Below are 22,873 nucleotides of genomic sequence, written 5' to 3'. Positions count from 1 at the left end.
AATGAAAAATAAATATCTATCTGTCATCAAAGCAACTTTTATTTGTGTTGCGATTGCTGGCTTATCAATAGCATGTTCTAATACCATTGATGTGAATGGTGTTGACGAATCAGGCTACAATAATCCTGAAAAACCATTAGCTTTCCTTACAGATAAGTATGGAGTTAGCTTGCGTGATTCCTTATTATTTAATGTTGAAGGGGCTACAAAGTTTTATGTAAACCTAACAGCTCCCTCGAAAGATAAACAAGAGTATTCTGTTTCATATGACGCTTCTGTCCTTGAAAGCTACAATACAAAACACAAAACACGATATCAAGCCTTACCAAACAACCTGGTTACAATTGAAGAAAAGGCCATTATTGAAGCGGGGAACAACACATCTGAACCTATCAATGTGAAGTACACTACTGCTGCAGAATTAGAAAAAAATGGAATCTATGCTATTCCATTACGCCTAAAAGGAACACATGACAATGTGTCGAAAGAGAAAGGTGAGTTTATTTTATTCGTACAAGACATTACAAAAATGCCTAATTGTCATAAAGATAATGGGCTACAAGTAATCAGCTGTATGGAAATCAACGACACTAACCCACTCTATAACCTCTGTTTCACATTAGAACAATCTGGCAAATATCTCTTTGATCAAGTTATCTTGTTTTCTGGAAATATCAACTATAACTTAGAAACACAAGAAGTTTATAATTACAACAATGAAAATATATCTCATGTGCTGCAATACAAAGAGAAGTATTTAGAACCTTTACAACAGAAAGGCATGAAAGTTATTTTGGGCATATTGGGTAACCACGATCGTGCGGCAATAACAAATCTTTCTGATGAAGGTTGCAAGCATTTCGCACAAGAACTCAAAGCAAAGGTTGAAGCCTACAACCTTGATGGCGTATTCTTTGATGATGAGTATTCAAGCAGAGGAAATTATCCTGGATTTGTTTCTGGTAATAATGCTTCAAGACTGTGTTATGAGGTGAAAAAAGCTATGCCCAATAAACTTGTCGAGGTTTATGTATATAGTGGAACAGGTTCTCTCTATAGTGTCGATGGCCATCAACCAGGAGAATTTGTTGACTATGGGATCCATGATTATGGTGGGACTTCCGACCTGAGCAGTAATTATCCGGGTATGCCTAAAAGTGGCATGATCTTAGGCTCCATTGAATGTGCCCGTGGATATGCTTCATCTTCAAGTGTATACATGAGAATTAAAGCTAATGGCTATGGTGGAACAATGGTGTTTGGCTTAGACCCGAAACGTACTCCAAATTATGTTCTCAATCGAGTTGCGCAAGCATTCTATGGGGAAAACGTTTTGCAAACAGGTGTATATAGAAAAGATTGGTAGACATTTAAAGAATAAACAAAGATGAAAACACGATTAATATATTCATCATTAATTTCATTGTTACTTGCAAGCGGATTCTCCGCTTGCAGTAACACCCCTGAAGTTAATCCGAAGGATATTACAACAAAAGAAACAGAACTGAAATTAGAATCTGACACGCTGATGGTTCCTGTAGGTGAAGAAACCTCAACCAAAATCATTAATGGTGGTGGAAACTATAAGGTTATCAATGAAGCTCCAGAAATAGCTGTTGCAACCATCAATAAAGATAATATCAATATCAAAAGCTTTAAACAAGGTTTTACAGCATTTATCCTATCTGATGATGCAGATAACTATAAACGTATAGTTGTAAAATCCATGTACACTTCAATCGTTCTTGATACGAATGAGATTAATATCAAGAAACTTCTCGGTCATGACTTAAGTGATAAGACTATCATCATAAAAAAAGGTAATGGAGATTACGAAGTTGAAAGCGGAGATGAAAATGTGGTAAAGTTTGTAACAATACAACAAGACTCTATCGTACATATCCGTGGCATTCATACAGGTGAAACCACTATCAAGATTACAGATGCAGCAGGGCTTACAGCTCAGGTAAAAGTAACAGTAAACGAAACAGACATCCCATTCACAGACGAAGAAAAACAAGAAATCATGAATAGTGATGTCAAACGCGTTTTCTGGGATGAAGACTTACAGCAATGGACACCTGAGCGTTATAATTATCTCACAGCATTCAATCACAAAGTAGGAACAGAAAACCGAGTTGGTTATGAGTATTCTGATTATAGATTTATTCGCATTTTCTTCGATGGAGATGAGTCTGTTGGCGTATATGAGAATGCAAGAGTAGACGCCTGCCCACAATGGTATGGAGAAATAACCCACTATGCCCCCGCAAAAGTTGAGATCATTAAAAATGATGGCACCAACGTGTGGGGAATTGTCTCCGTCATAAAAAATAAACGACTTTATCGTGGCTATTTCTGTCTACCTAAACAATAAAAGTATAAACAACAAAATATCTAAAAAGGCTTATTCCCCATTATATGTTAGGGAATAAGTCTTTTTTCTTGAATGAAATCAAAGTATGAGATTATGCCTTGTAAGAAAGACTCCTCACATGGTTAACACAATTAAAATCGTATCATAAGATGAGGGAAGTATAAAAGATTAGACCCTTGACATAGTTGAAATTACACTATTCAATGATTTATTCCACATAGCCATCATATAATCTGTTAGCTACTGGCACTCTTCTTTTGTCTTAGCTATCTTTGATACTTCATTGAGTAGAGGATTAAACAGAAGTGTTGCAAAAGCCTTTACTTCTGCTTCATTCACGCTTGAAAACTTCGTCAAGTGTTTGGCCTTTACGGCTCAGGATATGGCTCACGTTCCATATCTACCACACTTGGTATTTCCCGTACAACCATCATGAAGTATCTTCGTATTTTTAATGAATCTTACGCGCCTATATGGCTTCCCGCAACTCACTTTTTAAAGATTTTGTTGCTTGCGAGCTTCCCGCAAATCACTTTTTAAAGGTTTTGAAGCTTGCGGGCCTCCCGCAAATCACTTTTTAAAGGATTTGATACTTGCGGGCCTCCCACAAATCACTTTTTAAAGGTTTTGGGGCTTGCGGGCCTCCCGCAAATCACTTTTTAAAGGTTTTGACGTTTGCGGGCCTCCCGCAAATCGCTTTTTAAAGGATTTGATGCTTGCGGGCCTCCCGCAAATCACTTTTTAAAGGTTTTGGTGCTTGCGGGCCTCCCGCAAATCACTTTTTAAAAGATTTGGTGCTTGCGGGCCTCCCGCAAATCATTCCGCAAAAAGTTTAGAGTTTCCGCGCTTGGCGAAAGTCGTTTCCCAAATGGTTTGGAGTTTCCGCGGCCGGCGAAAATCATTTCCCAAATGGTTTGGAGTTTCCGCGGCTGGCGAAAATCATTTCCCGAAAGGTTTGACGTTTCCGCGCATGGCGAAAGTCGTTTCCCGAATGGTTTGACGTTTCCGCGCATGGCGAAAGTCGTTTCCCGAATGGTTTGGAGTTTCCGCGCATGGCGAAAGTGTGTATAACTATCTATCAATAGCCAATATTCTTACCAAAAGACTTGACTGGATAGAATTGGTGGAAGAAAGAGAGTTAGAACCAACTCCTCAACATGAGAACATAAGAGGGAAAGAGGAAAAGCCATATTAGTTATAATCTATTTAAGAATTCCTTAGAAGCGATTTTCTTACTGCTGTCGAGTTTCAACTTACCAAAATTGTAACTCAATTTCACTATCAGGCGTTGGGTATCACCGCTGGTATTCATCGTTGTCCGTATATTATTGTATTTCATTGTCCAGTTGTTCGACCTGTCGGTATGGAATATGTCATTAGCTGCAACTGTGACGTTCAGCCTATCCTTCATCAGGCGAAGTATGTAGGCAAGATTCATAGTCCACGAACTCTTATGATCGAACAACGTGCTTGTACCTCCACTGTCGAAAGAAGCATTAAATACAACTAACGAATGGTTATTCAATGCCCACTGCGCATTCGCATCAACATACCAGGATGCCTTGTTCCACGAATGTTCTTCTCCTAGATAGTTTGCCTTGACAAAAGGTTGGGTAAACGAACCTGTTACGTCACCTCGAACAGGACCGAGCGAATAGTTATAAATAACAGTAGCCACAATATTCTCTGCCTTATTGAAGTTCACAGGCATCCACTTTATATTCTTATTGTCAACTGATGTCTCTGTCCATAAAGGGAGTTCCACTATTTTATCATGATTTCTATTATAAGCTATCGAGGTGGACAAATCGCCATAGTTGTAGCTTAGTTTCACGTTAGTGGTAACATTTGGCTTCAACTGCGGATTGCCTACCTTATATGAGATGGCATCATAATAATAAAGCCCAGGATTCAAATTGGCAAACGACGGGCGCCCAATGGTCTGCCCCACAGATAGACCCACCGATGACTTAGCAGTCAGTCTCCTCGTAACTACCAAATTAGGGAACAGTCTCCATTCTGTAGAGTCTGCAAACGCTCCTGATACGTCGGTCTCCAGCTTTCGATGGTCAGCTTCCATTCTCAAGCCACCTTGCAGATGAAAGTTCTTAATTTGTCTCGATAGTGACAAGTATGCACCATATAGGCTCTCGTGAGCATCGTACGCCTCTGCATCTGTATTGTAGGCATAGTTACCCTTGTTGCTCATGGCCGAGAAGAAAAGTCCCATCGACACATCGGCCCACTTGCGGTGGCTATTGTATGATAGGCGTGCACCACCGATATGATATTTTCCTTCACTTTCTGTAGCAACAGCAGGAACAGTGGCAGCCAATCCTTTCTCATCGGAGCGGCGTAGCGCATAATCGGCAATGAATGATAGAGTACGTGTGGAGTCTATTTCGTTCCTGTAGTTCACGCTGACACTGTGCAGAAAGTCGGTTCCTCGTTTCTTTTGACCGAAAGCCATGTCGTTTCCATCCATCGTCTGCCTAGTAGGTTCGTTGAGATGGGTGTTACCTACATTACCTGTATATTGGAAGCTGAACAACTGCTGTCGGCTGATATCCCAGTTCATAGAATAGAACCAGTCGAACTGCCGGGCATTCCCATGCGTATGTCTTTCTTTTGCACTCTCTATAGTCTTTTGTGGCAGGAACACAGTCTCGGTAGTATTGTCTATCTGCGTTGTGTTCACATACGAGAACCCTGCCGTAAGAATATTGCTCACCTTCTTATATTTCTCGTTGATGGTCACATTCGCTATATTCATATAGTCTCTAGCAAAGACAGACGTATTGCTTATTTCCGAAGAGAGTGTGTTCCCCAATGCCGATTTGGTGGTGATATACACAACTCCATTATTGCTGGCACTATATTCTGCATTTGGGTTGGAGTCTACCACTATCTTATTTATTTCCGATGCAGGAATAACTTTCAGTTCCGCCATGTCTACAGGTCTTCCGTTCAGTACAAACGTGGGCGTCCCACCCTCCAACAACTGCAAGTCGGAGGTCAAACCAGGAATCCTTCCCAGTACGTCGATCACCTTGCCCATATATTGCAAATATGAATGTGCCACATCCACCGTTATCTTGTTCAATCCTACTTTTATTGTAGTTCTTTTCCCTTTCACTATAACACCGCTCAACTCCGTGGCATCCATCTTCATGCGTATGGTACCCATCTCTCGCTCGTTGCAATCTCTATAAACTGTCTGATAGCCAATAAACGAAAACTTCACGATACCTCCACTGCCAGAGGGCTCTATCGTGAAGGTGCCATCCTCACGTGTCATCGTTCCTTTCACCAGCGAGGAATCTTGCCTTGAAAGCAGCACCACATTTACAAATGCAAGTGGTTCACCCTTCTCGTCAACCACCCTTCCGTTTATCTCTTGTGCTGACAATCTTACAGATAATAGCAACAACATCAAAATAGTTAATAATTTTCCCATATTACACAATTTTATAAAAGCGAATGTTTCAAAAAAGACCTCATTCCATCTTCATATTGACAACATTGCTTTACTTTGTACATTAAAGTCTATTCAATAATCATGTCTATTCATTATCTTTTTGACGCTGCAAATATACAAATTTATATTGTTTAAAACAAAAAAATAGTTTTATTCTTGCTATTTTTTTTGCTATCCGACAGAACTTAAATAGTAGTATCTAAAATTATATTATTATTAATTCTATTTATAAATTTCATATACTATTTATATTTACCTATATACTTTTTATTGGAGAATATTGAGATGACCCCGGATGGAAAGTTATCAAGCGAGACTTTCCTCCAAAAGCTACATTAATCAGATAGATAGGTTCGGCTGTAAGAGTTATTGTAGCATAGCAAGGATGGAGGTTTTAGTCAAGATGCAAAAAGAAGATTAAGAAAATGAGACCTCTGCATATATTTCCGACGAGTATTAGGAATGAAGATCCTAAATAATATAAATCCCACTGAAATATAGCGCGAGGATAAATGCAACTCAAGCTAACAGGATGATAATAGAAAAATGTATAAAATAGCACGTGAATTACAAAAAAGATGTATCTTTGTAAGCGGTATCACATATCCTGCGGTAAGAACCAAAGAAGCACGGCTTAGAGTTAGAGTATTGGCTTCTCACGAGATAGAACAATTAGAGCAATTAGTGACTGCTCTTTTGGAAATCAGAAAATCAATTCCTTTTTAGATGGCAGAAGAAGAAAATAAACCCAAAAGATACAGAAGGACAAACGTCGATATACAGGCAGACATTATCAAGGCAGCAGAAAGTCTGATCAAGAAAAAAGGCTTTGCATCAATGTTGGTGACAGAACTCATTAAAAAAGCCAGAATAGAGCCGCTTGTTTTCTATAACAGATATGATAATCTTAGCGAATTTTATGATGAATTCGTTAAGAGATACGACTATTGGTTTAAGGATATCTTAACTGGTGTTCAATTTCCTACAGATTCAGAATTGGGCTATATCAGTATTTTCAAGGATGTACAGAAAGCACTTCAAGATAAATCAGCGATGTTGGAACTGTTACGCTGGGAGATTGCTGAAGGAAATGAGATCACAGTCCGTACGGCCATGCTCAGGGAAATGCACACTTTATCTCTTGTCAATATCTATGAGGAGAAATTCAAGGACACTGGTATTGATATATCCGCCATATCATCCCTGATAATCGGTGGCATTTATTATCTCAACCTTCACAGAGAGCGTTCCAAATTCTCAGACATTGACTTGAATACGGAACAAGGCAGAAAGCGTATAGAAAATGCCTTAGAGGAACTTGGACACATGATATTCCACTACCATGAAGTAAATAATTATAAAAAAGTAGTTGCTGAAAGAATGAAAGAAAATGGCATCAGCGATGAAATCATAAAAAAGTGTTTGGATTAAACGATACAGTTCAAAGAGATTCCCCACTTATCCAGCGTGATAATTGGGAATTTTCTTATTATAGAAACTATATTGGAAATACTCATCTAAAGTGCTCCCCCCCTTTGGCTCATTTAAGCTGGCCCTGTTGTAATCATGCAAAGTGGCCCTATAGAAAAATATGATTTCGGTACAAGTGCTTAAAGGACAAGGCTCTGTAATAAAATGCAGGTCGTATAGGTAACGATTTAGAAATGAGTGAAGTACACTGATACACAATATTTTGAATAACCAAAGAACGCTCACTATTTTACTTGCAAAGGTATTAATTTACGAGGAAAAGTAAGCGTTCTTGTGTGACTTTCTTCTTAAAATTTTGTCGAGAAGAAATCTAACAATGAAAAGAAGGCTTTACGGTTTTACAGTCGTCGCAAGCGTTTACGATTGATGAGCTATTTCCATTTCCGTTAGCACCAGTCGGAAATGAGAAGTCCGTTGATAGTCAGGTATGGTCATTTCTTCTCATCCTTGATTATGTGAATTTCACAAACCTCTTCCGTAAAACGTCTCTTGTATAGTATAGTCTCAAATAGACTTTTTCCGTACTTCGTTAGGGAATTTCCGTGCGATACATTTCCTCTAATTCTATCCTCCGAAAAGTTTATCTTGTGGACATGAGGCGGAGAATCAGAAGTTAATAGAAGCCCACTGAAAAAGTTTTTTATCCAACTCCTCTCTTCCTTTTACCGTGTTCTGCAAGAGAACGACTTTCTTTTGAATTTTATTCACTTCTATAACCATGTAACATATTTTTATTGTGAACTAAGCAGTTTTAATCTCATTAGTTTAATTGTTTGCTGTTACTATTTTCTGAACCAGATAGCCTATTAATAATAATAAAGAAAATATTATTGTCGCAGCAACCAGATACATCAGAAATAGCATAAGCACTTTAAATATTCTATTGACAGGCCTTATATCTGTGTATTTGTAATAAAATTCATTTTCTTGCCTAATCTTAGAAACTAACGCCTCAAGTTCATTTTCAATCCTTTTAATTGTTTTTAATGTCAGTTCCTCATTAGTCGTTTCATCAATTGCGATTCTTGTTGTATTGTCAAATATTTCCTTGCTTATATAGGCAGATTTAAGTCCATCAAGTAATATCTTTTGCAGATTTTCTTTGAATTCTGTATTTAGGGGGAAGTAGGCTATGAAATGAAGATTAGCATTAAGTTCAGAAAGAATCTGAACCCTTTTTTCAAAGTATTTTACAAATGTGTTTCTAGAATTTTCTATAGGCTTTTCTATAAGCGTTTTTATAAGCCATGTTATAAATACAATAATGGAAGAAAATACTAGAGTAGTTAATTCCGGACTTGATTCTTGTATTTTAGTAACTATATCCATTCTCTTGTCCCTTTTTTCTGCAGATTAAACATACTAGAGAATATTTTCTTGATTTCATAAATAAATCCTCCATCTTTAGAGTAATCATTCATTGGATTTTCATTTCTTAGAACTGCAAATGTAAGTTCCGTGTTACCAAAAACAGCGAATCTTTCAGTATTATTATTGGTAGTTCCTGTCTTTAAAAATACGTTATTAATATCTATATTCAGTTTGTCTCTAAAGACATTATTAAGAATTTTGAGGCAGTCAGATTTAATACCGTCGTTTATATCTTGAGAAAAAAAGGTAGAGTATACAAAGCAGAGTTCATATAAAGAGATCCCATTTTCTGTAGCTCCTAATAAACTTGACAATGTAAATGAAGAAAGAGGTTTATCCAAGAGCTCTGATAGATATTTAAGTACCTTTTCTACACCAACTTTCCCCGAAGCATTAATAAATACATTGTTATTAGAGAAATATAAGGCATCATCTATTGAGAGACAACCTTTAAAGGAAGAAGCTTCTCTAACGTCCCAATTCAGATTATTATATGTAGTTGGAAATACTTCATACTTATTAATGCCCTGTTCTCTCAAGAAACAATATATAAATGGCTTTAACGTGGAGCCTACATTTGTTTTGTTTGTAAAAGCATAATCAGTTCCATAAGAACTTGAGAATGCTACAACTTTTTTATCTCTAATAGCAATGATCGATATTGGGTATTTTGATTCCCTTACATTTTTTACAACAAGAGCTTGAATTTCTGTATTTATGCTGGAAAATAACGTTTTGGCTTTATCGTCTACCCTTTCCACAATAAAAGGAAGTGATGCTGGTCTAACAATAACTAACTGATTACAGAATATTTGGGGATAATTTTTGATCAATTTGTCAAACTTGCCGTTTGAAATAACATTCAAGGTCGTCAATTTTTTACTTATAAACAAATATCTCCTTTTTGTTTGTTCGAGATTCTGAGAATAAAAATTTGGTCCTCTTAAGATGGTAATTAAGAAAAGAAGTTGAGCGTGTGATAGTTGATTGACTTCTTTCTGAAAATAATAAAGCCCAGCAGATCTTATACCGCGAAGATTCTTTCCAAAGTAAATATGATTAAAATACAGATTTAAAATCTCTTCTTTCGAATACTTTCTTTCTAACTTAAGAGCTAAAGTAGACTCTTTGAGTTTTCTAAAGATGGTTTTACTGTTATCTTTAAGTAAATTTCTTGCAAGTTGTTGTGTAATAGTACTACCACCTTGAACAATACGCCCAACGATTATATTAACAATTAAAGCTCTTAAAATTGCTTTGATATCAATACCTCTATGTTTAAAAAAGCGAACATCCTCAATCTCTATAAGAGCTTCTTTTATTGAGGATGGAATATAATTTGATATAGCATGGCATTCGCTATTGCTAGAAGTAACTCCAAAAGGAATGAAACTCCCATCTTTTTTTGAGTAAATCACAAAACCGTCAAAATCATCCATCTTCTAATTATAAATAAATCCTAAAAATTTAAGGGATAAGCTTTCTGTTATTAAAGAACGCTCACTGTTTCAGTTGCAAAGGTAATATTTTGGGTGGAAAAGTGAGCATTCTTTCGCGTTTTTCTTCTTTGTCGATGAAAGAAAGAGCGATTACAGCCGTTGTGAGCGATTGCGGTGAATGAGTTGTTGCCACTTCTGCTCACACCAGTCGGGGACGGACAGACCATTGATGATAAGGGTTGGTTGACGCTTCTCATTGGTCGTGATACGGAGTTCGGCATTCTCCTCGGTGAAAGTACGCTTGTACATTCCCGAATACACATCAGCTGTACTACGTACCGCAACTTGCTTTTGGTGCATTCTGACAAAGGTGTCGTCATCGATGTCCATCTTGCGGAGCAGTAGACGAATATTAAGCAAGAGGTAGAAGCTGTGGAAGAAACGCTTGATAAAACTCCGTTCCTCCTCATACGTCTTGATTTCCTTTTGCTGTTCAGCTATGGTCTTGTCTTTAGCTGCAACGGTATCCTGCAGGAGAATAACCTCCTTGCGGATTTCAGCTTTTTCCTTTTCTGAAAGGAACTTCTGATTCTCCATATCCTTTTCCAACTCTCCGATACGCTTCTCCGCCTTGTCAAGTTCCGTATTGCCAAAGAGCGAGTAGAGCGTACCCTTTACCCGAAGTTTACCTGCCTGATTTTCCAATTCCCTTATCTTTTCGATAAGTTCGGCTTCTTCGACTTGTTTCTGTTTAGTCTCTTTGAGTAGTTCCTTGTAATACTCCATATTGGAGCGATGCTTGGCTTCAGAGCCGTACAACCCTCTCTCCAGCCCGAAAGACTTCATCTGCTCTGCGTATGTGGTTTGGTACTCTTCCAATTTCTTCGGGGTAAGCATGTCATCGGCACAGAGCCGTACCTTGTCTTTCTTTGTCTTGTACTTCCGTTTGCCATTCTCGGCTTCCGTCTTGGCTTTCCGTCTTTCTCCTTGTACGATGGGTACTACCGTTGCATGGATATGCGGTGTTTCTTCGTCTGCGTGTAGTGTGGCTGCCACCACATTTTCCTTTCCAAAGGTGGAGTAAAGCCACTGCATTGTGCTGTCGCACCACTCACCCAAACGCCCTTCGCTTTCAAGTCGGAGCATATCCTCGTGCGAGCCTGAAAGAATAAATCGCAAAGCCTTGACTTGATTGTCTGCCACCTTCCGATAAATGTTTGCCGTGGCAATGCGGTGTTCTATGGCTTCCGTGCGGTTGGTGACATTTGTAGGGAATTGCACCAGCTCACGGTTGAGGTGCGTGCGGGTGGCATCGACGTTGTTCGGCACGAATGTACGCTCGATGTGGGCGGTCATTGCTGAGTCGTTGCCACGAGCCTTGTCTATGTGTAATACAGCGTAGCCCATAAGTTGAAAGTTGCTTTTAGGGGTATCCAAAGGGGCGGAGTCCCTTGGCTCAGGAGGGCTTTTTCAGCGGTAACGGAGTGGAGCGTGAAGAAAATGCCCTAATGAGCTATGGCATTTCTGCTAAATGCCGCTCCGCCCTGCCCGAAGCTCGCCTTTGTGGTGCTTGCATTCTCTGAATGCGCAGTGGCTTTGTTTCTAAGTTTCTTTTGGAGAAACTTACAGTTGGGAAAACTGCCATCACTCTCGAAACAAAGCCATCTGTCCGTTTTTGTTCTCTAAGGATATCCGATTAATATTTGGTTTTGATTGCACTCTTTTGCCTTATCTGCGAAATCCTTGTTTGACAATCGATTGAGGTTTCTTCTGTTTCTGTTCCATCACTTTCTGGCGAGAAACGTGGTACTCGTTAAGGTCTTTATATCCGCCATAATGTCGGCTCATATCCTCTACGTTCATTCTTACCGAATGAAGAATTTGCATGGCTTGCCATCCTGCTTCATCGTTGTCAAGAAAAGCACGGACGTAGGCAATACGATGTTCACGGAGATATGCAACGGCTCTATGGATATTGCTTACGGAGTTCAGCACAAGGCAAGGGGCTATTTCTTTTCCTTTCATAGTGAGATAGGAAAGGAAGTCCATAAAGCCCTCAAAGATACAGTGAGAGGTGTTGTTCGTTCCTCCTGCAATCACAGAAATATCCTTTGGTGCGATAGTTCCCTTAAATGTCTTGTCGTCCCGAAGTTCATACCCTCCTGCACGGTTGGCAAATCCTATGGCGGTGTAAGTTTTTCCTCCTACCTCGTAGCATACGGAACGCAGGTAGGGTTTGGCAAGTGAGAGGTCAATCTTGCGTTCCTCCTGCAAATAGTGTTGCAAGTGTGGAGGCAATTCCTCACTGATACCGAGAATGCGCCTTGCACTCGGGGACTGTGCTGTAGCTTTTCCCTTTGGAGGAGTTGCCGGGTGAAAGGGAAGGGCGTTCCCAGCCAAATGGGTCATTGCTTCGTGAGCATCGCACCCTTGTAACAACATCACAAGGTCTATGATACTACCGCCTTTGCCCAAACCGAAATCGTACCAGAGGTTGCGTGCAAAATCCACTTTCATACTGGCATTATGGTCTTCCCGATAAGGTGCGTTGTAAAGGGCATAACTGCCGTATTTCTTGACGGGCTGCATGCCATAGGCATGAAGATAATCCGCTATGGGTATATTCTTGATGTTTTGTAAGTTGTAATATTCGTTGTTCATAGTTGCTATCGTTGAATTTTGATTGTTCGATATTTTATTGTTCGCTCTGTTTTCTATTTTTGGAATTTCCCCTTTTTATCTTACTACCTTTCGACACTCGGATAAGTAATTGACAATGAAAGAGAAAAGTGTAACACTTCTTTCGGTTTTATCTTTCTACACCTTTTCTTATTTATTCTCTCTCGTAGAAACGTAGAAAGATGGTAGTAAGCTGTGTCGCAAGATGAATACCCTTTGCAATCCTTTTTCTTTCACTGTATTATCCTTGTTTGTAGTAATGTAGTAAGGAGAATAGGAAAGAAAAGAGAGGGGAGTATAACAAAGGGAGATAGGTAACAACTGAATGCTATGGTGGCTGATCGGGGAAAATCTTGCGGACGGCATACACATATACGGGATTGCCATTTACCCTGCGGCATTCTCTCGCATATCCTACCTTTCGCAGGGCTTCACCCATCCGTTTGGGTGAGAGTTGCTGTCTGGTATAGACAGAGAGATAACCCACTATTTCCGAATTGGTCATATAGAAACGCTTGGTGGCTTTCTCCGCTTCTGTGGGAAAGGTGAAATGGCGGAGCAACAGTTCCATTTCTGCCGTATAGACTTGGAAAGCCTCGCTGTTTCGGTGCAGTTCGGCAATTTCCTCATCATTGAACCAATAGCGAAATCCGTCTTTCAGCAATGCTTTGGCTTCGCCATACACGGCATCCATTGGGATTGTCTTGGCTCGGTCTATATCTATTGCAAGCACCTCAAAGGGGAGGAAGCGTCTGCTCCCTGTCGGGTCGGTGAGGAAGTCGTTGCCATTGACCGATGCTACGAAACTTGCCAAGTGCGGTCGTTCTTCGATGTGTTTCTCATAAGGCATACGGTACTTCACCTGTGGACAGGTAATCAGGTTCTTCAGTTCATTCTCGTCTCGTTTGTTTAGGGCTTTGAGCTGGTCATCGATATTGATGATGAGGTTCTGCCCGATGAGGCTCAATACGTCCTTTTCCTGTGGATATATCTTTCCTGTATATTGATAGTCTGACAGTGCAGGTGGGCAGAGCAGGTCAAGAAATGTGGTTTTGAATTTCCCTTGCTCACCTGTCAGTACAAGGCAGGTGTGGTTACGGCACTGCCTGTCATCCATCGCATTGGCGAACACTGCTACTAGCCACTTGGTAAGGTATTCCTTCCATTTCTCAGGATTGGCTACGCTCACGCAGTCTGCAAGTGCGGTAATCGCTCCTTTCTTGGCTTCTTCCATTATCGGTAAGCTGTGGAAATAATCCTGTACAGGATTGATGCGTGGGGAGAAATCGCTTTCGATGATGCTGTACAGGTTCTCGGGCGAAGTCTGCACGCCGGCTTCCTTGTCCAATGCCCGTCTGAGCGTGTTGATGCGGTAGCGGTCTATGGCTGTGTAATCGCCCGTTCCTCGTGGACGATACTCCGCTCGGTTTAGCACGGTGTTGTACCGAAAATCGTACCGAGCCGAAAGGAATTCTTCTATTTGGGTATTCCTTGAAGTGTTATCTTTGTTTTCTCTTTTCATTGTGCGGATTGCTTTCTGTTACTTGTTTTTGATATTTGGCACGTTTTCGAATGCCAAAGCCAAGTTAGGTAGCCTTTTTCGCAGAGCCAAATGTGGCGGTGTTCTTGCATCAGAGTACATCACTTTTCTCTGCTACTGCACTATGGGAAAGCCTCTTTTATCACAAAAACAAAGAGAAACAGGTAAAAGAAGTATGCGGATTGCACGAAAGAAAACTGTGCGGTCTGCAACCTTTCGCAAGGTTTCGCACTATCCGAAAGGGACAAATGTCTTTTCGGGCGATGCAGGAGAATTTGAAAAGGGAAAAACATGGATGTATGGTGTGCGGACTTCCTGCCGTTTCCCACTTCTTCCCTGCTTTTCCCTACCTCTTCGGGAATCGAAATCCACTGCTTACTTTTGCGTCAGAAATCAATAATAACGCAAATAAAACAACAACGAAAAATGAGATTTACAGCTATTGACACCTCCGCTTGGGAGGAACTGAAAGAGAGCATCGTGGAGCTGACCGACTGCTTTAACGAGCATTTCGCCCCACCTGCCGAACTGCCCGACCTCCTGCACAATGGGGATGTTTGCCGAATATTGAATATCAGTAAGCGAACACTCCAGCACTATCGGGATACCTCCGTGCTGCCCTTCATTCAAATCGGGCATAAATGCTATTACAAACGTGAGGATGTTGAGAAACTCCTCGCCAAGTCTGACCCTCATAAATAAAACGAACTATGGAATATGAAACCATCAGCAAAGAAACGCCCGAAATGAAGCAGCTCATCTCGGGCATCAGAAACCTCACAAAGCGTGTGCGGGCAACAGCACAGACACACCGCCCCCTATTCGAGGGAGAACTCTATCTCACAGGAAGAGAGGTCTGCGAAAGGTTGTTCCTCTCTCCCCGTACCTTACAGGACTATCGGGACAAAGGTATTTTCCCATATACGCAGATTGCTGGAAAGATTCTTTACCGATTGTCAGACCTGCAACGAATTTTGCAAGAGAATTATCGGAGATAAATATTTGTAAGAGGTGTTTTCTTGCCGCTTGGCAGCCATACAGAAAGAGCTTGCCGAATGATCGCCCAAAAGATACCGAGCAATATTGCACTCGCTCGGTATTTTTTTGCTGATTACTCGGCATTTTCGCAATAGATTGAGTATATTTGCGTTATTAAACTTATAGCAACAAAATGGACGACACAATGATCAGAGTCAAGTAAGAGAATGGTTTAAAATAGCGAAGTAGTGTCAGAAAATAATGGAAATAAGTAATATACTTAATCGAATTCTGCAAATTGAACATGGCTTTCAGCACATCCTTGATGGGACTGATGAAATCCTTTCGACATACTCAAAGGAACAGTGTTTTGAATTTGCTATTGAATTGTTTAAGCACGAAGCCTATCAAGCACGAATGTTGGCAACAACAGTCTTGGGTAAATTGGCAATAGAAGATGATGATGCACTTCATTTTCTGAAAGAACAAGTAAGCACTGATGAAAATTGGCGTGTACAGGAAATGCTTGCAAAGGCTTTTGATGAAGTTTGCAAATCCAGAGGATATGAAGCGTCCTTACCTATCATTGAAGAGTGGCTGAATGATAACAATCCCAATGTTATCCGCGCCGTAACGGAGGGGTTGAGGATTTGGACAAGTCGCTCGTTCTTCAAAGAAAATCCATCGGTGGCTATTGCTCTAATCGCAAAACATAAGTCACACGAAAGCGAATATCTAAGGAAATCCGTAGGAAACGTTTTAAGGGATATAAGTAAGAAGCACACAGAATTGATACGGCAAGAAGTGGAGCGATGGGATTTATCTAATCCTCGGATTATGTTTACCTACAAACTTGCAGCGAAGTTATTAAAGTAAAAAAGATACATCAATGAAACAGAAAGTATTATTTATCCTATTGAATGAATATACCGATTGGGAGGGAGCTTTTCTCTCTACAGCTCTTCATGTGGGTGTTATACCGGACAGTGAAGTGAAGTACGAAGTGCATACCGTTGCCCCGACATCGGAATCCGTCTGTTCCATCGGAGGTTTCAGGACTTTACCCGATTATTCTTTCGAGAATATGCCGAAAGATTATGCCGCTTTGGTGCTTATCGGTGGTAACCGTTGGGATTCCCCCGAAGCGGAACTTGTCGTCCCACTGGTGCAAGAGGCTTGGGATAATGGTAAATTTATTGGGGCAATATGCAATGGTGCTTCATTCCTATGTTCGCACGGCTTCCTGAACAACGTAAAACATACAGGCAACGGTCTTGACCAACTCAAAAAATGGGGCGGTACTGGTTACACTAACGCAGAAAACTATGTGGAAGCGCAAGCTGTCAGTGATAAGAATATCGTTACGGCAAACGGTGTAGGACATTTAGAATTCACTCGTGAGATGCTTCTGTTGCTGAAAGCCAACAGTCCCGAACAGATTAACCTGTGGTATGATTTCTACAAAAAAGGGTTCGTGAGATAGTTGTATTTTCCAGAAACACTAAACTTTATGATCGTAATATCAAACATAAAAGCCACGTTCCCGTGCAATTTACAGAGCGTTTGGCAAGTTGTAACATCGCTAACAGACTATTCGTGGAGAAGTGATGTTGAAAAGATAGAGGTCATATCAGACACGCAATTTGTAGAAATAACGAAGAATGGATATAAGACAACTTTCACGGTAACAGGACAAGAACATTTTTGTCTTTGGGAGTTTGACATGGAGAATGACAATATGAAAGGACATTGGGTCGGTGTTTTCTGTGGCAATGAAGAGAATGCTACGATTGACTTTACAGAACACATTGAGCCTAAGAAATGGTTTATGATTCCGTTTGTGAAGATTTATTTGAAATATCAGCAAGCCAAGTATGTCAGAGATTTAAGGAGGAAATTAAAATGCGTGTAATACCAGTATTTTATACCAAAATAGAAAAGCTATGCCACAAATATCTAAAGGAGGAAAGTTTATCTTCGGTATCTCTCATATTCGGGAAGATTTGACAATTCAGATACCGAAGCAAGCTATCCATGAATATGCTCTTGCTGATGTTGAAAACATCATTCTGATTACAGGAAGCAAAGCGACGGGAGGCTTCTGTATAATGACCTATCCACTTCTTTCTTCTTCAAAACTGTGTCATATATTGACAGATTGCCCCCAACTAAGGGAACAGACACTACCAATGGGCAAACTGATAACCTATAAAGGGAGAGGTTATACTTGGTTACCAATAGGAAAAGAAGGAGTTATCAGCCTCCCCCCTGATCTGATGAGAGAATTAAGTTTACAAGTTCATTCTAAATTATTGGCTATCCGAAGTAGCAATATCGCATTCACAATGGGAGCAAAAGGACCATTGTGGGAAAAAGTACACGCCTTCAATGGTGACATCACACAATATTAGTTATAGTAAGAACTTACTCCACAAAACGGAGCAAGTCCTTTTTGTTTAGCCTTATCCTCTCTTTTGTTGTATCAGCCTGTCCATATCCCTTGAAATCTTACTATCGGTGATTTGAGCGTAGATTTGTGTACTCGCAATGGAGGCATGCCCCATCATCTTGGCAATACTCTCAATCGGTATGCCTGCCTCCAATGTCAGCGCACCGAAAGAATGGCGGGCTACATGAAAGGAAAGAGACTGTCGAATACCACAAGACAGACCAATAGCCTTGAGGTGCATACCTATCTGTATTCTACTCATCGAGGTTGCAAAGATGGGGGTATCCTCTTTCTTGTCTTTCAGTGGGTAAAGCGAAAGTATCTGCTCGGCAATCGGGTGCAGGGGCGTGATGCTCTCTACACCTGTCTTTTTTCTGTACTGACGGATATAGCGTATTCCGGCATTGTTCGTCTGAATATCACAGTACCGCAACTTGCTAACATCAGCAAAAGCCAGACCTGTGAATACGGAGAAAAGAAATATCCTCCGCACAAATTCCGCCTGTTCATTTTGCAAGGGCATAGCCAACAGACGGGCTATATCCGTCTTACTCAAACAGCGAATCTTTCGCTCCACTCGCTCATACTTGGCATCCGCAAAAGGATTATAACGAATGGTATGCTGGCTCACAGCCCTATACATTAATCGACTTAGCCAAAAAAGGTTTTGTTTCGTTGAGGATAAGGCATAGCCTTTTCGCTTGAAATGGATGCGATAATCATTGAAAAACTCCATTGTGAGAGTTGATAGAGGAATATCCTCTACGCCTTTACTTTCCACAAAGCTTTCCAACTGCCTGTGATAGCTACGGCAACTTTGGTAAGTACCTGAAGCTCTTGTGGATTGAACGATTGACAGTTCCTCTCGACTAAGAGCAAGCAATGTGGTTGGATTTGCCCCGACACCTTGTAGATGGTTTTTAAGCAACTCGGCACTCACTGCGCCGAATTGCAGGAGCAACGTATTATATCCCTGCTCAATCTTCTCACGAAACGAATGCAAGCGTTGGTTCTGCTGCTTGTTGTTGGTTTCTTGTCGCTTTACACTCCAATCGCCGGGCGATGTGTTTTCTCCTGTGGACATCACGACTTTTGAGCCGTCTATCGTAATGCGGCAAAGGATTGCTGTTGTACCATCTGCTTTCAGTTTACTGCGATTGATGTAGAATAAAATGTTGAATGTACTGCGCATAATCTCAAAGGCTAAGGATTAAATCTTCTGTGAAAGAGAGAAAGCGATTAAATTCCTCAAATACTTTTTTCGGTGTTACATGGGCATAACACTCGGTGGTCTCAATTTTGCTATGACCAAGCATTTTACTCACCGTTTCAATCGGCACTCCATTCTCTAAGGTTATCAATGTAGCAAAGGTATGCCGTCCTACATGCGCGGTCAAGGGAATGGCAATCCCTGCTCTTAGTTGCAGAGCTTTCAGGAAGAAACGATAGGTCTCGTAACTGATAGTCGGTAAAAGCGTGTCCCGTTCATCCGAATGGTATGTATCAAGCAGAGTAACGGCTTGGGGCAGAAGTTTTACCCGACAAAGGGTATTAGTCTTTTGTCTTCTGAATTTAAGCCACATAGCCCCTGCATCATCCTGCACAAGATGTTCCTTGCGCAGATTCATCATGTCGCAAAAGGCTGTGCCTGCGTAGCAGGTGAACAGGAAAAGGTTACGGGCAAGTGTCAGTTCTGTTTCCTCCTCTTCTAATCGGACTTGCCTTATCTTGTCCAAAGAAGCCCTGGCCAAAGCTCTGGGCAATTTACTCTCTCCTCTGTCTATCTTGACAAGGTCAAAGAGAGGACGGTCTATGATACCCTCGCGAAAAGCCAAACGGCATACTTTCTTGACCGCCAAAGCCATCTTGCGGTAATAACTCTGTGAATGACCGTGTTTTCCCACGCTGTATTGATGCAAGCCGTCCAAGAAATCCTCGGTTAGTTGCCCAAAGGTGATGTCAGCGGTATGGTATCGCTCTAAAATAAAGACTTGCAGATGCTTTCGGAACATGTAATAGACCGAGTGCCAACGTGCCGTAATCTCCACACCAACTAATTGCTTTTTGTCTTCCACCATTTGGTCGTAGCGTTGTAAGAACGTAGTACGGTTCTGCATTGAGCCTTGAAATTGCTCCTTGATATCTTTTGCCGAGAACTCTATACCTCGCTCGCAAAGCGTTTGGTATGCTCGTTGTACAGAGAGGAGCAACTGTTCCAACTTCGCATTAGTTGCCACTGCTTCACGACTCTTTCCGTTCAGTCTACTCTCACGCACATTCCACAACTTGGGATTACACGATAGCTTACTGCTGAACTGAGCCATTGTGCGGTTATATGTTATTCTTCCCATTATCGGAGCTTGCCCCGACTTATCCATACCGCTCTTTTTGAGGTAGAGCAACACCTTCATTTTCCCTTTTTGCATACGCTTCTGTTTTTGTGGGCAAAGTTACCCGTTTTTGAAGCGTTTTCAGCTATGCAAAACATTGTGATTCAGTGTATAAACACCATATCAGTAGAAATCCTTACTATTGTGCTAACTGCTTCCTGTTACCTGTCTACGTCCTTTCACATTTGATTAACGATTTGGTAACGTATCTTTTGCACAAATCCGCATTTTCTGCACTTTCATCCTCAAAGCAATTCACGGCATAAATCCGTGTTTCTCACACATTCTCAATCACTTACCATCAATCTACATAATTCAACCTTTTTCTTGCATTTGCCCTATAGAATCATTTAAAGTGGTCCTGTTTTATTTTGTTTTTGAGTTTATCTTTTTGGTGTAAGAATATCCACAAGGGTATTTCTATTGCAGTTTCAATCGTTTCTTGCGCGCCTATATGGCCTCCCACAAATAACTTTCTAAAGGTTTTGTTGCTTGCGGGCCTCCCGCAAATCACTTTTTAAAGGTTTTGATGCTTGCGGGGCTCCCGCAAATCACTTTTTAAAAATTTTGATGCTTACGGGCCTCCCGCAAATCACTTTTTAAAGGTTTTGATGCTTGCGGGCCTCCCGCAAATCACTTTTTAAAAGATTTTGCGCTTGCGGGCCTCCCGCAAATCACTTTTAAAAGGTTTGGAGTTTCCGCGCATGGCGAAAGTCGTTTCCCGAAAGGTTTGGCATTTCCGCGCTCGGCGAAAATCATTTCCCGAAAGGTTTGGCATTTCCGCGCTCGGCGAAAGTCATTTCCCGAATGGTTTGGCATTTCCGCGGCTGGCGAAAGTCGTTTCCCGAATGGTTTGGCATTTCCGCGCTTGGCGAAAGTCATTTCCCGAAAGGTTTGGCATTTCCGCGCTCGGCGAAAGTCATTTCCCAAATGGTTTGGTGTTTCCGCGCATGGCGAAAGTCATTTCCCAAATGGTTTGGGTTTAGTTGTTGCAAAGATATGGAATAAGAATTTATCAGGGTTTTGGATTTACAACTATCAAGGAGCATCCATAGGGATAGTTTCAACGATTTTTTCCACATATTTTGTTCTACACACAAAAAATCGTTTGATAGAATAAAATTAGAAAGTAAATCCAAAACCTACCCTTTTATAAAAATAAAAAGCGAGCAGGAAATACATTCCTGCCCACTTATAAATATATTAATATAACTCTACTTCTTATTGCTGTGGAGCTGCTTCTGTTGAATCAAGACCTAATGCTGCACGTGCATTCTTATCATTGGGATCAAGTTTAATCAACTGCTCATAATATGGTTTTGCAGATTCAAGATCGCTTTTCGTTACCCAATAATAATAACCAAGATTAGCAAGGGCTGATTTCAATGTAGAAGTTTCATCATCTTGACGATCCGTTTTGTTAGCCAATAAATCTACAGCCTTCTGGAAAAATTCAGCTCCCTTTTCGTCCTGACCAGCCTTAGAGGATTGCATACCAGCCATATTGTATACCCATGCTGCAATAGTTGGCCATTTCTCTGCCATTTGAGTATAGATACCATATGCTTTATCGAGGTTTGCTTGCTTCTTTGCACCACCCTTTTCAGCCATCTGTACATAGATGTTGGCAAGTTTAGCATAATCTGATGGAGTAGCATTTTGGTTATGAGACATATAAATCTCGTTACACTCTAATGCTTTATCTTCCTGTCCCATTTCAGCATAGGTATCAGCCATATATTGATAAGGCTTATAATCATCTTTCTTTAATTCAAAAGCCTTTTGATATTGCTCAATAGCTTCAGTATACTGCTTATTACCCTTCAGTGCAAGACCATAATAGATATAATCGCGTGCACTCTTTTCTACAGAATCTGTAGATATAATAATCTTTGCATAATTGATTGCCTCATCAAACTTTTGAAGATCTGTTGCGCTCCAAAGTGCCACACGCTCGAAAGTGATGTCTTTCGGGAACTTCTGGATTCCAAATTTAGAAATATCAAGACTCTCATCTTTTTTATTTGCCATATAAGAAGAAACGGCATAGCCTACGAGATAATATTCATCAAGTTTTTCTTTATTAGACTTTGAAAAATATTCGTATGCCTTAGCATAGTTTCCTGCCATATAGAAATTATTACCTGCTTCTGCTTCGATGGGGAAGTCAGGACAATTCTGCTTCAACAGGTTAAGTGCACGCTCACTTTCTTCAGGGCTACGCTTTCTGTAGATGTTAGAATAACGCATGTAACCTTGAGGATTTTTAGGGTCCATAGACATACTCTGTTCATACCACATAGCAGCATTTCCACCATCATCTTTCATTGCAGCAATATCACCTAAAAGGATATATGCATTACCGCAATCTTTGTATTTGGAAATAACATTATTAGCAATATTAGTAGCCTCGTCATACTGCTTATTCATCAAAAGTGTCTCTCCTAAGGCGACAAGTGCTTTTGGATCCTTCTTAAAGTCTTTCTGGTAGTCTTTAATCAGGTTCTTTAATGCCTTTGCATCCATATTAAGAGTTGCTTTGAGTGATTGTGCTATTGGCTTCAGCATCTCATTATAGTTGGCATTTTGCGCCATAGCGGGAACAGACAAGCCCAACATCAGCAATCCTGCTACTACATATTTCATCTTTTTCATATTCTTCTTATTTAGTTAAAATAATA

Annotated in this window: 20 protein-coding genes and 1 pseudogene; 12 read left to right on the top strand and 9 right to left on the bottom strand. The window is 40.6% G+C overall.

The genetic code is table 11. The features are described from left to right. Position 1 precedes the first annotated feature (1 nt). The 3 genes from HMPREF9145_RS01980 to HMPREF9145_RS13360 all read left to right on the top strand — a co-directional run bounded on the left by HMPREF9145_RS01980 (position 2) and on the right by HMPREF9145_RS13360 (position 3,448). Positions 2–1,366, top strand: coding sequence for a BT_3987 domain-containing protein (locus HMPREF9145_RS01980; protein WP_021824549.1), 1,365 nt, complete (start codon positions 2–4; stop codon positions 1,364–1,366). A gap of 21 nt (positions 1,367–1,387) precedes the next feature. Next, complete coding sequence (locus HMPREF9145_RS01975) at positions 1,388–2,377, top strand: hypothetical protein (RefSeq protein WP_021824789.1); 990 nt, start codon at positions 1,388–1,390, stop codon at positions 2,375–2,377. 798 nt (positions 2,378–3,175) lie between these two features. After that, positions 3,176–3,448 (top strand): hypothetical protein, encoded by a 273-nt coding sequence (locus tag HMPREF9145_RS13360; protein ID WP_155945254.1) that lies wholly within the window; start codon positions 3,176–3,178, stop codon positions 3,446–3,448. A gap of 124 nt (positions 3,449–3,572) precedes the next feature. On the opposite strand, the gene HMPREF9145_RS01970 is transcribed toward HMPREF9145_RS13360, so the two are convergent. Further along, the gene (locus HMPREF9145_RS01970) at positions 3,573–5,834 is read right to left on the bottom strand and encodes an outer membrane beta-barrel family protein (RefSeq protein WP_021824641.1); all 2,262 of its coding nucleotides are present in this window, start codon (positions 5,832–5,834) and stop codon (positions 3,573–3,575) included. Between the two features lie 555 nt (positions 5,835–6,389). Here HMPREF9145_RS01970 and HMPREF9145_RS13895 point away from each other — a divergent pair. After that, positions 6,390–6,581: pseudogene (locus HMPREF9145_RS13895) on the top strand (aminotransferase class I/II-fold pyridoxal phosphate-dependent enzyme); the annotation flags it as partial. Further along, the gene (locus HMPREF9145_RS01965) at positions 6,582–7,286 is read left to right on the top strand and encodes a TetR/AcrR family transcriptional regulator (RefSeq protein ID WP_021824652.1); all 705 of its coding nucleotides are present in this window, start codon (positions 6,582–6,584) and stop codon (positions 7,284–7,286) included. It abuts the pseudogene before it with no gap. 825 nt (positions 7,287–8,111) lie between these two features. Here HMPREF9145_RS01965 and HMPREF9145_RS01960 read toward each other — a convergent pair. From HMPREF9145_RS01960 to HMPREF9145_RS01940, 5 genes are all read right to left on the bottom strand, one after another. Then, positions 8,112–8,675, bottom strand: a complete 564-nt coding sequence (locus tag HMPREF9145_RS01960) for a hypothetical protein (protein ID WP_021824716.1) — start codon at positions 8,673–8,675, stop codon at positions 8,112–8,114. Then, a complete protein-coding gene (locus HMPREF9145_RS01955) occupies positions 8,666–10,156 on the bottom strand; it encodes a transglycosylase domain-containing protein (RefSeq protein ID WP_021824783.1) in 1,491 nt (496 codons plus the stop codon). Before HMPREF9145_RS01955 ends, HMPREF9145_RS01960 begins: the two co-directional genes overlap by 10 nt. 150 nt (positions 10,157–10,306) lie before the next feature. Beyond that, on the bottom strand, positions 10,307–11,563 hold the full coding sequence (gene mobV, locus HMPREF9145_RS01950) for a MobV family relaxase (RefSeq protein WP_021824548.1): 1,257 nt from the start codon (positions 11,561–11,563) through the stop codon (positions 10,307–10,309). Between the two features lie 321 nt (positions 11,564–11,884). Further along, on the bottom strand, positions 11,885–12,817 hold the full coding sequence (locus HMPREF9145_RS01945) for a toprim domain-containing protein (protein WP_021824777.1): 933 nt from the start codon (positions 12,815–12,817) through the stop codon (positions 11,885–11,887). Between the two features lie 346 nt (positions 12,818–13,163). Further along, the gene (locus HMPREF9145_RS01940; RefSeq protein ID WP_021824727.1) at positions 13,164–14,357 is read right to left on the bottom strand and encodes a VapE domain-containing protein; all 1,194 of its coding nucleotides are present in this window, start codon (positions 14,355–14,357) and stop codon (positions 13,164–13,166) included. Positions 14,358–14,801: 444 nt separating this feature from the next. On the opposite strand from HMPREF9145_RS01940, the gene HMPREF9145_RS12625 reads away from it, so the two are divergent. The 6 genes from HMPREF9145_RS12625 (at position 14,802) to HMPREF9145_RS01910 (ending at position 17,764) form a co-directional block, all read left to right on the top strand. Further along, complete coding sequence (locus HMPREF9145_RS12625) at positions 14,802–15,077, top strand: helix-turn-helix domain-containing protein (RefSeq protein WP_021824785.1); 276 nt, start codon at positions 14,802–14,804, stop codon at positions 15,075–15,077. An 8-nt stretch (positions 15,078–15,085) separates the two neighbouring features. Then, a complete protein-coding gene (locus tag HMPREF9145_RS01930; RefSeq protein ID WP_021824720.1) occupies positions 15,086–15,373 on the top strand; it encodes a helix-turn-helix domain-containing protein in 288 nt (95 codons plus the stop codon). A 241-nt stretch (positions 15,374–15,614) separates the two neighbouring features. Next, positions 15,615–16,229 carry a DNA alkylation repair protein gene (locus HMPREF9145_RS01925; protein WP_021824765.1) on the top strand — a complete coding sequence of 205 codons (615 nt, stop codon included), beginning with the start codon at positions 15,615–15,617 and terminating at the stop codon, positions 16,227–16,229. A 13-nt stretch (positions 16,230–16,242) separates the two neighbouring features. Next, positions 16,243–16,836 carry a type 1 glutamine amidotransferase family protein gene (locus HMPREF9145_RS01920; RefSeq protein ID WP_021824517.1) on the top strand — a complete coding sequence of 198 codons (594 nt, stop codon included), beginning with the start codon at positions 16,243–16,245 and terminating at the stop codon, positions 16,834–16,836. Positions 16,837–16,863: 27 nt separating this feature from the next. Then, entirely contained in the window at positions 16,864–17,265 is a 402-nt protein-coding gene (locus HMPREF9145_RS01915) for a polyketide cyclase / dehydrase and lipid transport (RefSeq protein WP_021824569.1), read from the top strand. A gap of 31 nt (positions 17,266–17,296) precedes the next feature. Next, positions 17,297–17,764, top strand: a complete 468-nt coding sequence (locus HMPREF9145_RS01910) for a hypothetical protein (protein WP_021824672.1) — start codon at positions 17,297–17,299, stop codon at positions 17,762–17,764. A gap of 51 nt (positions 17,765–17,815) precedes the next feature. Here HMPREF9145_RS01910 and HMPREF9145_RS01905 read toward each other — a convergent pair whose 3' ends face one another. Then, a complete protein-coding gene (locus HMPREF9145_RS01905; protein ID WP_021824573.1) occupies positions 17,816–18,994 on the bottom strand; it encodes a site-specific integrase in 1,179 nt (392 codons plus the stop codon). A 4-nt stretch (positions 18,995–18,998) separates the two neighbouring features. Then, positions 18,999–20,228, bottom strand: a complete 1,230-nt coding sequence (locus HMPREF9145_RS01900) for a site-specific integrase (protein WP_021824556.1) — start codon at positions 20,226–20,228, stop codon at positions 18,999–19,001. A 620-nt stretch (positions 20,229–20,848) separates the two neighbouring features. On the opposite strand from HMPREF9145_RS01900, the gene HMPREF9145_RS13355 reads away from it, so the two are divergent. Continuing rightward, complete coding sequence (locus HMPREF9145_RS13355; protein ID WP_155945253.1) at positions 20,849–21,178, top strand: hypothetical protein; 330 nt, start codon at positions 20,849–20,851, stop codon at positions 21,176–21,178. Between the two features lie 235 nt (positions 21,179–21,413). On the opposite strand, the gene HMPREF9145_RS01885 is transcribed toward HMPREF9145_RS13355, so the two are convergent. After that, positions 21,414–22,847, bottom strand: coding sequence for a tetratricopeptide repeat protein (locus HMPREF9145_RS01885; protein WP_021824557.1), 1,434 nt, complete (start codon positions 22,845–22,847; stop codon positions 21,414–21,416). Between the last annotated feature and the right edge of the window lie 26 nt (positions 22,848–22,873).

The sequence above is a fragment of the Segatella salivae F0493 genome, assembly GCF_000477535.1.
Lineage (GTDB): Bacteria > Bacteroidota > Bacteroidia > Bacteroidales > Bacteroidaceae > Prevotella > Prevotella salivae.
The sequence above is the reverse complement of the archived record's forward strand: the minus strand, read 5'-3'. Positions and strand labels throughout refer to the sequence as shown.

Bases quoted from the DNA above. Each gene is read 5' to 3' on its own strand.
- HMPREF9145_RS01945 (WP_021824777.1), bottom strand. From the start codon at position 12,817: ATGAACAACGAATATTACAACTTACAAAACATCAAGAATATACCCATA.
- HMPREF9145_RS01930 (WP_021824720.1), top strand. From the start codon at position 15,086: ATGGAATATGAAACCATCAGCAAAGAAACGCCCGAAATGAAGCAGCTC.
- mobV (WP_021824548.1), bottom strand. From the start codon at position 11,563: ATGGGCTACGCTGTATTACACATAGACAAGGCTCGTGGCAACGACTCA.
- HMPREF9145_RS01960 (WP_021824716.1), bottom strand. From the start codon at position 8,675: ATGGATATAGTTACTAAAATACAAGAATCAAGTCCGGAATTAACTACT.
- HMPREF9145_RS01885 (WP_021824557.1), bottom strand. From the start codon at position 22,847: ATGAAAAAGATGAAATATGTAGTAGCAGGATTGCTGATGTTGGGCTTG.
- HMPREF9145_RS01910 (WP_021824672.1), top strand. From the start codon at position 17,297: ATGCCACAAATATCTAAAGGAGGAAAGTTTATCTTCGGTATCTCTCAT.
- HMPREF9145_RS01925 (WP_021824765.1), top strand. From the start codon at position 15,615: ATGGAAATAAGTAATATACTTAATCGAATTCTGCAAATTGAACATGGC.
- HMPREF9145_RS01955 (WP_021824783.1), bottom strand. From the start codon at position 10,156: ATGGATGATTTTGACGGTTTTGTGATTTACTCAAAAAAAGATGGGAGT.
- HMPREF9145_RS12625 (WP_021824785.1), top strand. From the start codon at position 14,802: ATGAGATTTACAGCTATTGACACCTCCGCTTGGGAGGAACTGAAAGAG.
- HMPREF9145_RS01905 (WP_021824573.1), bottom strand. From the start codon at position 18,994: ATGCGCAGTACATTCAACATTTTATTCTACATCAATCGCAGTAAACTG.
- HMPREF9145_RS01940 (WP_021824727.1), bottom strand. From the start codon at position 14,357: ATGAAAAGAGAAAACAAAGATAACACTTCAAGGAATACCCAAATAGAA.
- HMPREF9145_RS01915 (WP_021824569.1), top strand. From the start codon at position 16,864: ATGATCGTAATATCAAACATAAAAGCCACGTTCCCGTGCAATTTACAG.
- HMPREF9145_RS01970 (WP_021824641.1), bottom strand. From the start codon at position 5,834: ATGGGAAAATTATTAACTATTTTGATGTTGTTGCTATTATCTGTAAGA.
- HMPREF9145_RS01920 (WP_021824517.1), top strand. From the start codon at position 16,243: ATGAAACAGAAAGTATTATTTATCCTATTGAATGAATATACCGATTGG.
- HMPREF9145_RS01975 (WP_021824789.1), top strand. From the start codon at position 1,388: ATGAAAACACGATTAATATATTCATCATTAATTTCATTGTTACTTGCA.
- HMPREF9145_RS01980 (WP_021824549.1), top strand. From the start codon at position 2: ATGAAAAATAAATATCTATCTGTCATCAAAGCAACTTTTATTTGTGTT.
- HMPREF9145_RS01900 (WP_021824556.1), bottom strand. From the start codon at position 20,228: ATGCAAAAAGGGAAAATGAAGGTGTTGCTCTACCTCAAAAAGAGCGGT.
- HMPREF9145_RS01965 (WP_021824652.1), top strand. From the start codon at position 6,582: ATGGCAGAAGAAGAAAATAAACCCAAAAGATACAGAAGGACAAACGTC.